The organism is Pseudomonas sp. zfem002, from assembly GCF_032621685.1.
Taxonomy (GTDB): domain Bacteria; phylum Pseudomonadota; class Gammaproteobacteria; order Pseudomonadales; family Pseudomonadaceae; genus Aquipseudomonas; species Aquipseudomonas japonica.
On the sequence record NZ_JAVYJH010000012.1, the window covers coordinates 134,777 to 148,166 of the forward strand.

At 67.8% G+C, this 13,390-nt stretch carries 7 protein-coding genes; all 7 read left to right on the plus strand.

The window, feature by feature from the left end; genetic code table 11:
• Positions 1-187: 187 nt before the first annotated feature.
• The 7 genes from RTI28_RS15570 to RTI28_RS15600 all read left to right on the plus strand — a co-directional run bounded on the left by RTI28_RS15570 (position 188) and on the right by RTI28_RS15600 (position 13,389).
• Entirely contained in the window at positions 188-5,314 is a 5,127-nt protein-coding gene (locus RTI28_RS15570) for an AAA domain-containing protein (protein WP_316921267.1), read from the plus strand.
• Positions 5,315-5,316: 2 nt separating this feature from the next.
• Positions 5,317-6,621: a hypothetical protein gene (locus tag RTI28_RS15575; RefSeq protein WP_316921268.1), complete on the plus strand. Its 1,305-nt coding sequence runs from the start codon at positions 5,317-5,319 to the stop codon at positions 6,619-6,621.
• Positions 6,618-7,343: an HNH endonuclease signature motif containing protein gene (locus RTI28_RS15580; protein WP_316921269.1), complete on the plus strand. Its 726-nt coding sequence runs from the start codon at positions 6,618-6,620 to the stop codon at positions 7,341-7,343. Before RTI28_RS15575 ends, RTI28_RS15580 begins: the two co-directional genes overlap by 4 nt.
• Positions 7,340-7,804, plus strand: a complete 465-nt coding sequence (locus RTI28_RS15585; RefSeq protein WP_316921270.1) for a hypothetical protein — start codon at positions 7,340-7,342, stop codon at positions 7,802-7,804. The genes RTI28_RS15580 and RTI28_RS15585 overlap by 4 nt, the downstream gene beginning before the upstream one ends.
• Positions 7,805-7,933: 129 nt before the next feature.
• Positions 7,934-9,256: a hypothetical protein gene (locus tag RTI28_RS15590; protein ID WP_316921271.1), complete on the plus strand. Its 1,323-nt coding sequence runs from the start codon at positions 7,934-7,936 to the stop codon at positions 9,254-9,256.
• A gap of 60 nt (positions 9,257-9,316) precedes the next feature.
• Positions 9,317-11,002, plus strand: coding sequence for an arylsulfatase (locus RTI28_RS15595; protein WP_316921272.1), 1,686 nt, complete (start codon positions 9,317-9,319; stop codon positions 11,000-11,002).
• A gap of 182 nt (positions 11,003-11,184) precedes the next feature.
• On the plus strand, positions 11,185-13,389 hold the full coding sequence (locus RTI28_RS15600; protein ID WP_316921273.1) for a tetratricopeptide repeat protein: 2,205 nt from the start codon (positions 11,185-11,187) through the stop codon (positions 13,387-13,389).
• Position 13,390: the final 1 nt, after the last annotated feature.

Below are 13,390 nucleotides of genomic sequence, written 5' to 3' on the forward strand. Positions count from 1 at the left end.
CGACAGCTGCCGGAGGGTGCGGCGCAGTGTCGCAGGCGCCTCTTCGGATCCTGGTCCGCACCTTGGCGATACGCTGGCATGGCTAGGTGATATCATTCGCGCCCCGCGTCGTTGAGCGGGGCGCCGGCTGCCGCGCGGACTCCAGGTCTCCCGGCTGGTGCAGGAGAGGTTTTGCCCGGGAACAGCAATGTCTAACAGCAAAAGCAAGGCGCCAGCGGAAAACTCGTTGAAGTATGCGAGTCAACTGGCGAAGAAACACGATCTGCAACTGAGTGCCGAGGTACAGGCAACCCACGCCGCCTGCAGCGCCTTCATCGACGAGTGGAAAGGCGTGACGGAGAAGGAGTGGCGTGCGCTGAAGAAGGAGCTCGACGCGCTCTGCGACCATCTGCCGGGGCTCGTCGACAGCGCGGACCGGCGCAAGGCACAAGGCTCGATCGTCTTCGCCCGGGAGTTGCGCCGACGCTGTGTCGAAGAGCATTCCCCGACGTTGCTCGCCGCCCTGATCGACGACATGCCCCAGGTGCCGCCCGGACTGCTCGCGCAAACCCTCGCCCTTGACGATCCCGAGGCGCGCTTGCGGCATCTGCGCGAGCAGACCAGGAACCGGATCGGCTTCGCCCGTATCCACCCCGACAGCCTGGACAGCGTCCAGGAAAAGTTTCTCGCCTACTGGATCGAGGGCCTGCAGAGCACCGCGTTCGATGCCCTCGGCAAACTGGAAAACTGCCTGGGCAAGCAGCCTGACTTCAACAGCCTCGGGGCCTTGCTGGAGGCCCTGCGGCATATGCCGGTGTCGCGCCTCAAACTCGATGACCGCAACCCGCCGGTGCGCACCCTGGTGCTCAAGCTCGTCAAGGACGGCAAGGACCCGGTGGTCATCGCCACCTTGCCCCTTGCCGCCCTGGAACAGGCCGACAAGGACGGGCCGGGCCATCGCTGGGAACTGGCGGCCAGGGGCGCACCGGCGTTCAATCGCGAACAACTGGGGCCTGCGGCACGTATTCCGGGCCTGCTGCTGGAGGATGTCGAGGGCTTCGATGCCATGGTGCGCCGGCACCTTGCCGAGGCGCCCGAGTCGGTCGATCTGCAGGGCGCGCTGAAGCTCTGGGACCATGCCTTCGACACGCTGGTGGAGCGCTGGCCGCGCAAGGGCGGAGCGGGCCTGGAGGGGTGGCTGGCGCATTTCCGTACGCTGGCCGGGCAAGCGCGGCGCCGGCCCGGGCGGGAGGGCCAGGAGGGCGACAATCCGGATTATGTCTGGCAAGTGGCCAGGTGGCAGGCCGTCTTTACCCTGGTCGACGGCAGCGCGGTCTCCGGCGCCAGTGCCGCGGTGTGCAATGCCTACCGGCATTTCCTCGACGCCGGCAATGACCTGCCAGCGCCGCGCCGCGCCCTGTTCGACAGCATCGCTACGCTGGCGCCGGGTCGCCAGCGCAGTTTCGTGATCGACGAGGTCGCCGCGGATACGCGGCGGATCATCGCCTACTTCGGCCACATGGATTCGCGCGACGAGCAGCGGCCCGGCCAGCGCAGCGCCTACCCGCTGGACCCGGCGCAGCGCGATGCGCTGCTGGGACTGGCAGAGACCGGGAATGGCGAGGTCCTGGCTGTCAATGGGCCGCCCGGCACCGGCAAGACCAGCCTGCTGCGAGGCGTCATCGCCAGTGCCTGGGTGCAGCCGCTGCTCATGGCTCCCCGTGGCACCGCGCCGCAGTGTCCGGTCATCATCGCCTGCGCGGCGACCAACCAGGCGGTCACCAATGTCATTTCCAGCTTCGACGAGACCCCGGGCATCGGGCTGTTCGACGCCGAGGGCCAGCGCCTGCCCGGCAGCCAGGTGTCCGTGGAGAGCCGCTGGCTGCCCGCACTGAGCTCCTATGGCTGGTATGCGCCCGCCAGCCTGAAGAGCGATGGCAACGAGGAAAAAGCCGGCAAGCCGAGCCTCGACAACTACCAGGTCATTCACCGCGCGCGCCCCAACGATGCCTGGTCCTTCCATGGACGCAGTGCGGGCCTGCAGGGTTTCGACCTCGATCTGCTGGAAGACGCCTGGTTGCGCTGCGCCAGCGAGTACCTGGGCAAAGCCCATGCTGTCGACAAGGCCATCGAGCTGCTGCGCCGCTCGGTGCTGAAGCGGATCGTCGCCATGGGTGAGGTGGAGAAGGCCGCCCGGGCCTGGTTGCAGAACGTGCCACCGCTGTATGCCGAACCGGCCTGGGATGACGGGCAGGAGCGCCAACTGCACAGCCTCGACACCCGCCTGAGCAGTACCGGGCTGGCCTGGCAACGGCTGCTGCACAGCATCGACAGCCTGCGCCAGCAGGCCGCGCGCCTGGCCAGCATCAGCCGCCAGCGCGACGATCTGGCGCGGGTCGTCGAAACCGACGCGCCGCGCCCGCCGCAACTGCTGGAGGCGGTCGTGCTGTTCGAGCAGGCCCGCGGGCGGGTCGTGGCCTTGCAGCAGGCCAATGCGCGCATCGGCCAGTGGCTGCAACGTCCGCCGGAGGCGTTCGCGCGGCGGGTATTGCGCAGCCTTGGCCTGGACAGCGAGAGCAAAGAACTGCAGGAGCTGCGCCAGTCGTTGCGAAGCTGGGGCATCGCGGTCGCCGACGACGCAGACCTGCAGCAGTGCCAGTTGCATGTCGTCGCCCGTCTGGGCAGCGAAACAGCGAGCCTGCAAGCGCTGGCGACGCGGGTCATCGCGCTGGAGCTGCCATTGCTGCTGGCGGACAGCTGCGCGGACCTGCTTGCAGGCGCTCCCGACGCCCTGCCAGAACCAGCGCTGCTGGATGCCTGCAGCGTGCGGGTGCAGAGTCTCCTGCAGGCGCAGTTGCGCGAGCAGGCGCCGCTCGAAGCACTGCGGGAGCAGATTCAGCGCGAGCACAGCGCGCTGGAGCAGCGTCGCACGGCCTGGCTGGAACGGCGCGAAGCCGCCGTGCAGGCGCACGAGGGTCTGCATTCGAGTCTGCTCGCGCTCGCCATCGCGCCGGCGAAGATTGTCGCCAGCGTCGGCAGCAACCTTGACGACAGCCCCCTCAAGGCCAGCCTGCAGGCCGCGGAAGACGCGGCGGGGCAGCAGGCTTGCCAGCGCGCGTTGCTCAAGCGCATTCAGGACCTGCTCGACACCGAGGTCCGTTCGCAGCTGTTCCATCTGGCGGCGCGCTACTGGGAGGGCCGTTACCTGCTCCAGCGTCGCGACGAGCAACGCCAGGCCCGGGACGATGCCGCCTGGCGGCCGTCCAGCGCGCAACAGTTGCGGACCCTGGCCATGCTCGCCCCGGTGTTCGTGGTCACCGCCTTTTCCGTGCCCAAGTTGATGCGTAGCCGGGTGTCTGCGGGCGCAGCGGGCAGCAGTGGCTACCTGTTCGGCGAGGCCGACCTGCTGATTGTCGATGAAGCCGGGCAAGGCAGTCCGGAAATCGGTGCCGCGCCGTTTCTGTTCGCCCGCCGCGCGATCGTCGTCGGCGACGTCGAGCAATTGGAACCGGTATGGTCGATCAGTGCCGGAGCCGACGGCGTGCACGCCAGCCATTACCGCCTCGACGCCGAGCTCCCGGCGTCCGACAGCGCCGGGCAGGGCGCCCTGCAGCGCCTCGGCGAGTCGGGCAACCTGATGTCCAACGGCAGCGTGATGCGCATGGCACAGCGCGCGTCATCCTGGCGCGACCCGCGTTTCGAGGTGTCTGGCCTGACCCTGACCAACCACTATCGCTGCCTGAAGCCGATCATCGAGGTCTGCAACAGCCTGGTCTACCACGGCGCGCTGGTACCCGCGCGCAAGGAGCCGGCGCCGGAAAGCCTGTTCCGCCCGGAGTTGCGGCGCCTTGGCTACCTGGTGGTCGAGGAGGTTGTGGACAGCCGCAACCCCGGCGGTTCGCGGCGCAACCGCCAGGAGGCGCAGCTGATCGCGGCCTGGATCAAGGAAAACACCCAGGGCCTGCTGCGCCACTACGATCCGCACGGCGAAAAGGGCCTGCGCCTGAAGGACGTGGTCGCCGTGGTCACGCCGTTCACCGGACAGATCAAGGAAGTGCAGCACGCCATCGCGCTGGCCTTCGGCGCAGCGCATTTCGATCCCAAGGACACGACGCAGCCGTGGCACGAGATGACCATCGATACCGTGCATTCGCTGCAGGGCGCGGAAAAACCGGTGGTGCTGTTTTCCATGGTCGAATCCAGCCAGCCGGCCGAGGCGCAGTTCTACGACCGTGGCAGCAACCTGATCAACGTCGCTATTTCCCGGGCCAGGGATCTGTTCATCACGGCCATGAGCCAGGCGGCGGAACACCATGCGCGTAACCTGAAAACACCGCTCAAGGCCAGCGACTACCTGTGGCAGGCCAGCGTCCAGCACGGCTCGCGCCTGAACGCGCGGCATCTGGTGCTGGTGGAGTCGGCGAACAAGTGCGAGGTCATCCACCGTGCCCTGGGGGGCTCCATAGAATGGGTAGTGGCCGCGACACAGGGCAACATCACCTCGCTCGCCGCAGCTTCCAGCTGGTCGATCGCCGCGGCGCGGGAGCCGCAATGGCAGGAACCGACGCCGGTGGCGGAGAACACCCTGGCCCGCGTTGCGCAGCTGTGGCCCGGGCTGCAGAGCCTGTACCTGGGCACCGATCCGGACGCCGAGGGCGAGCAGATCGCCTGGCAACTGCTGCGCCTGCTCAAGGAGAAAGTCGCCAGTGCGTCGCTGCAGGGTTCGCCGGCGATCCGGCGCATGCGCTTCCATGCCCTCGACGAAGCGGAAATCCGACGGGCGCGGGACGAGGCCGGAGATGGCCTGGATGCCGGGTTGGTGAAGAGTGCGTTGACCCGTGCGCTGCTCGACGAACTGATCGCCATCGAGTACCCCGGGCGCCTCGCTGTCGAGCGCGGCGAGGCGGGCTACGCCAAGGGCGTGGGACGCTTGCAACTGGGGATTCTCGACCTGGTTCGCCAGCATGCCGCGGACTCTCCTGCGCAGCGGGTGCGGGTGGAGATCGTTGTGGACGAGGGGCAGCGTCTCGAAGGCGGTTTGCTGCCCAAGGGCGACGATCCGGCGCGCGAAGAGATTCCCGCGGTGTCCGCGGACAAAGCCCGCAGCTACGCCAGCACCTGTCAGGAGCGCCTGAAGGACGCGCATATCCGTTCCCTGAGCATCCGCCGCGAGATACGCCAACTGCCGGCCTATCCGGTGCTGAACACGGCGCGGGTGCTGGAACTGGCCTGGCGTGCGCAAAAGCTGGAGCCGGCGCTGGCCATGGACGGACTGCAGCACCTGTATGAAAGCAAAGTGACCACGGGCGATGAGCCCGGGCAGGGAGACGCCTGAACATGACCGGGATGAATGAATCCGCGCATCCGATGATCGAACCGCTGGACTACGCGATGACCCCGCAACGTGCCGCCGAGCACTTGTCCGGCGACCCTCTGGCCCTGTATTCGCTGATCTGGCGCGGTGCCCTGGCCACGCAGGTCGAGGGGCCGGTGCTGGTCAGCACGGTGATCGACCTGGTGGCAGGGCCTGCGGCTACCCCGGGTGCTGCCGATGTGCGCCTGCGAATCCACGGCCTGGATCTGCTGTGCAGCGCAGAAGACGATGCCAGCTGGGCCCGCTTGCTGCCGGAAGAAGTCCTGCCCATGGCCCGCCAGGAGGGCCTGCGCGGCAATCCGTTGCCGGATGCGTTGCGTGACGCCATCGAGGCGCTGGGCCCGGGTCTGCTCGATGGCGACGGCTGGCGTTGCCACGACGATGCCGCCTGCATGGCACTGCGTCCGCTGTTGCCGGCGCCGGCGACGTGGCGGGTGTCGACTGTCGTCGATGAGCCGGCGTATGGCTTCGATCGCTTGCTGCGCGATATGGCGAGCGGCGATGTCGGACGCCCCTCGACCTATGCCGACGGGATCGAGCGGACCTTGAAGAACGACCTGCTGAGCGCGGGCGAGGCGTTGCAGGTGGAGCAAGGCGGCGCGCAGTTGCTGGCGCGGATCGATGAGCTCGCGGCACGGGAATCCGGCGCGCAGCGGGTCGATGCCGAGTTCAGTCGCGACCTGGGGCTGGCGCTGTCGGCGATCGAAGACGACCCGAGCCTGGCCGGGGCAACCCTGCTGCGCTTTGCCCAGCGCGCCCTGGGTATCGATGCAACGGCGCTGGCAGCGTGGCTGGATGATCTGCAGATCGACGGCGAGAGCCTGGATGCCGCCATGGCCCGAGCTGCCAACAGCCTGCCGGCGGCCGACAGCTGGGACGCGCAGACGCTGCCCGTGGGCCTGGCGCCGCAACTGCTGTGCAAGGAGCCAGAGGCGCTGCTGAGCGCCCGCGAACAGCTTGATCGGCTGCTGGCCGATGCCGACATGCCGGGCTGGAAGGCCTTGAACAATCGCCAGCGTGCGGCCAGGCGCCTGCACCTGCTGAGCCTCGGCGGTTCACTGCGAGCCTGGCTCGAAACGGCGGCGCGTGACCTGTTGCTGCGCTGGTGGATCGACCTGGCTCCGCAGGAGCGGGCGCTGCTCGAAGAGGAGGTGAGTGGCTGTCCGGCGCCGTCGGCAGGCGATCGGCAGACCCTGGCCGAACTGGTCGCGGGCGTCGTGCGGGCGCTGGCCCTGCCACCGCTGCATGACGAGGAGCTGCCGGCATGATTTCCTACCCACGTACTCCCGCCGAACTGGCCGCGTTCCTGGCCAACGGCTACGACGCCGCACTCGACCTGATTCGCCAGCAGAAGGCCAGGGTCAACATCGTCCAGTTTCTCCGCGCCTATCTGAAGAAGCCGGCCAACCCCGGCGTGCTGCCCCAGGCCAACCGCAAGCTGCTGAGCTGGTTCAAGGATCGTCAGGCCAGCGGCAAGCCCGATGCCGCCATCGTCTACCACTGCTCCGGGGTGCGCATGCTCAATGGCTTCACCATTGCCGAGGTCACCTATACGCGCAAGGCCAACCGGGCCCAGTACCGGCGCGAGCGCAAGGACTTCAACAAGATCAAACCGGTGTGGATCCGCGATGTCGCGGTCAATCGCCGCCAGGAACTGCTGGCCGCCGGTCTCACTGCCGCCCAGGTCGATGCCATGGCAAAGGATGGCAAGCCGCCGAGCGGTTACCAGTTGCACCATCGCTTGCCGCTGGACGACGGTGGCACCAACGATGCGCAGAACCTGATCCTCATGCGCAACGATGTGGAGCATCGCGCGGTGCATGGTCGCTACAACCCTGGCGAGAACCTGATCCACAAGACCAGCCACGGCCAGACGGTAAGCGTGGCGATGCCGATTCCGCCGCAGGGTGCGGTGATCTACCCGGACCCGTCCCGGCAATGGGTGGCCGAGCGCGTTCCCAGCCTTGACCTTTACGAGATCTACCAATGAGCGATAACCCTGTGAGCGATGACCGCATCGAGCGCTATGTCCGCCTGATGACCGACTACCTGCCGGCCAACCAGCGACCGCAAGGCTGTGCCCCGGCACTGCTGGAGCGGGCAGCGCAGCAGTTTCGCCGGGAGTTCGGCAGCGAACTCCCGCAAGCCTGCCTGCGGGTGCTGCGGGTGGCCGATGGCGTCGACCACAACGGCCTGACCCTCTGGCCCGTGAATCACCGTGGCTTGCCGTTTCGCCAGAACCTGTTCGAAGCCAACCGCGACCTGCGCGACAGCTTCGACGAAGACCTGATCTACCTGGCGCAACTGGACGAGGAACTCTACGTGTACGACACCCGTTCCCGGGAATACCAGGCGATCGAGATGGTCGGCCTGCCGGTGTGGGAGCAGTTCGCCAGTGCCGAGGAGATGTTCCTGTTCCTGCTCGAACGGGCCTGGGGCGAGGCCATCTGACGACGCGCGCTGGCAGGGACCTGCAACTTCCCGGCACTGAGAGACAAGAAAACCTGACCACTCGAATGAGTTAATCCCCCTCGATCCAGATGGATCAGATCCTTACGACAAGAACTAAAGGGGATTGATGTGAAAAGGTTTCGCCACGGCTCATTACTGGTCGCGGCCCTCGGCGCCGTTTCTTCCGGCGCGTCGGCCTACGAGCTGTACTCCACCGCGGACACCACGCTGAAGCTGAACGTCCAGGGCGCCCTCGGTTTCTTCCACAGCGACGAAAGCTACAACCAGGGCGGGCCCATCGCGCCGGGTTCGGTGGCCTGGCAGGAAGCCTTCCTGCGCTACGGCCTGAGCGGCAGCACGGGCTTCCCGGCCGCCGGCAATGCCTCGCTGTACGGCGAGTTCAACCTGGTCAGCAACGGCACCTGGGGCGACGGCGATGCCGCCGGCTACACCGATGGCAGCGAGCGCCGCACCGCAGTGGACCGCGCCTACGCCGGCTGGCGCTCCGGCGACCTGTTCCCGGCGCTGGGCAAGGACGGCGTGGACTTCTCCGCCGGCAGCCAGAAGGTCAAGGTGGGCGATGGCTTCATCATCAACGGCGATGGCCTCAGCGTCGGCAACAACATCGCCGACGGCAGCGTCGATCGCGGTGGCGCCTACTACCTCACCGCGCGCAACGCCTTCGACCGGACCGCCTGGCTCAAGCTCGGCGGCCAGCAGGGCTGGCGCGGCGAACTGATCTGGGTGAAGTCGGACAACGAACTGAAGGCCAAACCGGAGCTGGGCATCGGCGTGCTGGAGCATGTCGCCCCGCAGGGCACCGTCGGCCTCACCTACGTCAAGGGCCTGGGTGTCGACGAGAAACTCGCCAACCCCTTCAGCGCCCAGCGCGACGGCCTGGAGATCACCAGCCTGCGCGCCCAGGGCAATGCCGGGGTCAAGGACCTGTTCCTGTCCTTCGAATACGCCCGCGAGGACAAACGCCTGGGCGACGAACACGCCTGGTACGCCGAAGCCGGCTGGACCTTCTCCGAGGTCGCCTGGCAACCGCGCCTCGGCTATCGCTACAGCCGCTACTCCGAGGACTACGACCCGTTGTTCAGCGGTTTCAGCCGCGGCTACGGCACCTGGTTCCAGGGCGAGGTGGCGGCCAACTATGCCGGGCCGTTCCAGCGCAACGCGGCCATTCACATGCTCAGCCTGGGCCTGACGCCGCACCCGGACGTGGCCATGGGCGTGCTGTACTTCGACTTCTCCAGCCTCGACCGCAGCCAGGGCGACTTGGCGGCCAGGGAACTCAACCTGTACCTGGACTGGACCGTCGGTCAGTTCACCATCAGCCCGCTGCTCGGCCTGTACAAACCGCAGAAAAGCGCGGAGCAGGGCGGCTCGCAGCAGGGCAGCGACGACCTGAACCTGTACAGCCAGATGGTGGTTTCCTTCGCTTTCTGATGACTTTTCCCGGGTGAGCGACTTCCCACTCTTATTCCAATTACAACAAGGACATACCTGATGCGTATTCCCTTCCTGCCTGCGACCCTCGCCAGCGCCGTCGGCCTGGCCACCGCCCTGGGGCTGACCGCGGCCCAGGCGGCGTCCGTGGATCCGGCCAGGCCGAACATCCTCCTGGTGGTGGCCGATGACATGGGCTACGGCGACCTCGGCAGCTTCGGCAGCGAGATCGACACGCCGAACCTGGACTCCCTGGCCGCCTCCGGCGTGCAACTGACCAACTTCCAGGCCATGCCGGCCTGTTCGCCGACCCGCGCGGCACTGCTCACCGGCGCCGACCCGCACCAGGTCGGCCTGGGCAACATGGCCGAGGAAACCGCGCCGAACCAGGAAGGCAAGAAGGGCTACGAGGGTTACCTCAACGACCGCGCGGTGACCATCGCCTCGCTGCTGCGCGATGCCGGCTACGACACCTACCTGGCGGGCAAGTGGCACCTGGGCAGCAGCGCGCAGACCGGGCCGGACCAGCGCGGCTTCGAGCATTCATTCAGCCTGCTCAGCGGCGGCGCCAGCCATTACCCGGACATGAAGCCGGCCTATGCACCGACCCCGGACGCCAAGGCGCCCTATGCCGAGGACGGCAAGCGCCTGGACAGGCTGCCGGCGGACTTCAGCTATTCCTCGCAGTACTACGCCGACCGCATGATCGACTACATCGCCGCCGACAAGGACAGCGGCCGGCCGTTCTTCGGCATGCTCGCCTTCACCGCGCCGCACTGGCCGCTGCAGGCGCCGGACGCGGCCATCGAGAAGTACCGCGGCCGCTATGACGCCGGCTACGACGTGCTGCTCGACGCGCGCCTGAAGAAACAGAAGGAACTGGGCATCATCCCGGCCGATGCCGAGGCGGCGGCGCGCTCGCCCAAAGGCAAGGCCTGGGACAGCCTGAGCCCGCAGGAACGCCAGCGCGAGGCGCGGGCCATGGAGATCTACGCGGCGATGGTCGACCAGATGGACGCCAACAGCGGCCGGGTCTTCGATTACCTGCGCAAGAACGGCCTGTACGACAACACCATCGTCATCTTCATTTCCGACAACGGTGCCGAAGGCCACGACCTCGACGAAACCTGGCCGGCAGACCTGTTCCCGAAGATCCGCAAGGTGATCGACGAGACCAACGACTTCAGCTACGAGCACATGGGCAAGCCGGGTTCCTACACCTTCCTCGGCCCCAACTGGTCGCGGGTGGCGGCACCGAGCCTGAGCCTGTTCAAGGGCTTCCCCAGCGAGGGCGGCACGCGCACGGCGGGGATCGTGCGCATCCCGGGGGTCGATGCCCATGGCAAGCAGCTCGATCAGCTGGTCAGCGTCAAGGACTTCGCCCCGACCCTGCTGGAGCTGGCGGGGGTCAGGCATCCGGGCGAACAGTACAAGGGCCGCGAGGTGGTGCCGATGACCGGCACCTCGTTCCTGCCCTTGCTCAAGGGGGCCAGGGCCGCGGAGCGCACCACCGGCGGCGAGCTGTTCGGCAAGCGCTTCGTGCGCAAGGGTGACTGGAAGCTGGTGCACATGCCCAAGCCGTGGGGCAATGGCGAGTGGCAGCTGTTCGACCTGGGCCACGACCTGGCCGAGCGGCATGACCTGAGCGGGCAACAGCCACAGAAGGTCGCGGAGCTGAAGAAGGCCTGGGACGACTACGCCAGGGCCAACCAGGTGATCCTGCCGGACCAGGTGAGTGGTTACTGAGCCTGGCACACCACTGTAGGAGCTGGCTTGCCTGCGAAAGGACCGCAACGCGGTCCCGATTGCAGTGTCACCGGGGACCGCTGCGCGGTCCTTTCGCAGGCAAGCCAGCTCCTACGGGGCATTTCGCAGGCAAGCCAGCTCCTACAGGTCCTTTTCGCAGGCAGGCCAGCATGCAGATGCCCATGAAATATCTCATCCCGATACTCCTGTTTCTGGCGACCCTGGCCGAAGCCGAGCCTCGTCCACCGGGACTTCGCTATGACGGCGGTTATGTTTCCCAGGACCGTTGCACGGCCTGCCACACCCGGGAGGCCGCCGCCTGGGCCACCTCCCACCACAGCTGGTCGCTGCGTGAGGCCCGCGAGGGCAATGTCCTGGGCAACTTCGACAACGTCGAGTTCGCCGACCCCAGCGGCGTGCGCATGCGTTTCCTGCGCCAGGGCGAGCACTATGTGGTCAACACTGAAGGCGAGGACGGCCAGCGCGCCGATTTCCCCATCGCCTACACCTTCGGCTTCGACCCGCTCCAGCAGTACCTGATCGAACGCCCGGGCGGTCGCCTGCAGAGCCTGACCGTGGCCTGGGACAGCCGTCCCCGCGAGGCCGGCGGCCAGCGCTGGTTCTCCCTGTACCCCGGCCAGCGCTTCAGCCCCGACGACGCCCTGCACTGGACCGGGCGCTACCAGAACTGGAACGCCATGTGCGCCGACTGCCACTCCGGCAACCTGCGCAAGGGTTACGACGCCGCCAGCGATACCTTCCAGACCACCTGGAGCGAAATGGCCGTGGGCTGCCAGAGCTGCCACGGCCCGGGCCAGCGTCATCTCGACTGGGCCGCTGGCACGGCGAACGATGCCGCCAACAAGGGCCTGGCGGTCGACTTTCACGATCCTGCCAAGGGCTACCAAGTCGAACAATGCGCGCGCTGCCACAGCCGCCGCGAAACCCTGGGCGCCGGCAGCCAGCCGGGCAAACCGCTGCTCGACGCCGTGCGCCCGGTGGTGCTGTCACCGGGGCTGTATCACGCCGACGGGCAGATGCTCGACGAGGTCTTCGAATACGGCTCCTTCACCCAGAGCAGAATGTTCGAGAAGGGCGTGACCTGCAGCAATTGCCACGAACCCCACTCGACGCAACTGCGCGCCGAAGGCAACGACCTGTGCAAGGCTTGCCACAACCCCGCGGGCAATCCGCAGTTCCCCAGCCTGCGCAAGAACGACTACGGCAGCCCACGGCACCATTTCCATCAGGCCGGCGCGCCCGGTTCGCAGTGCGTCGACTGCCATATGCCGCCGCGCACGTACATGGGCGTGGATGCCCGCCGCGATCACGCCTTGCGCATTCCGCGGCCCGACCTGGACGGCAGGACAGCTGCCCCTGACGCCTGCACCACCTGCCACCAGGACCGGCGCGCGGACTGGGCGGCGCAGGCCATCGAGGGCTGGTATGGCTCGCCAGCGCGCGATGCCCACTACGGGGAAACCTTCGCCCGGGCCCGCCGCCATGATCCCGCCGTGATCCGGGACCTGGCGCAACTGATCGAAGACACCACCCGGCCCGACATCGTCCGTGCTACCGCCGTTGAGCTGGGTGGCGGCCAGGGCAACCTGCCCGGCGCGCTGCAGGATGGCAGCGCGTTGGTGCGCCTGCAGGCCGCGCGTGCCGTGGAGGGTGAAGCGCCGGCGCGGCGGGCGCAGTGGCTCCTGCCGCTGCTGCGCGACCCCAGCCTCGCCGTGCGCGACCAGGCCGCCCGGGGCCTGGCCGATCTGCGCGATGGCGGGCTCGCGGCAGCGGACAACCAGCGACTGGGCGCGCAATTGGCCGATCACGAACAGCGTCTGCTGGCCAATGCCGATCTGCCCGCGACGCGGCTGAACCTCGCGCTGCTGCAGGAGCGCCAGGGGCGGGCGGCCGCGGCGATCGACAACTATCGCCAGGCACTGCGCCAGGACGCCCGCTACGTGCCGGCCCGCAGCGCACTGGCGCGCCTGCTGATGGCACAGGGGCAGGTCGGCGAGGCCGAGCAGTGGCTGCGCGCCGGGCTGGATTTGCAGAAGGGTGAACCTGAACTGGCCATGGCGCTGGGCCTGGTTCTGGCCCAGCAAGGCCGTAACGACGAAGCGATCGCCTGGTTGCGCCAGGCCCGTGGCGGCCGGGCCGCGTACAACCTCGGCCTGCTGCTGGTTCGCCAGGGCCAGCTTGACGACGCTAGCAGCGTGCTGCTGAAGGGGCTGGAAGAGGAGCCGGGCAATGCCGACCTGCGCTACACCCTGGCCTGGCTCAGCGCCAAGGCCGGACGACCCGGCGAAGCGCTGGGTTATTGCGCGGGCTCCGCCGATCCGCGCTGCGTGCGCCTGGGCCAGGCCCTTGGCGCGGGTTCGCGGTGAC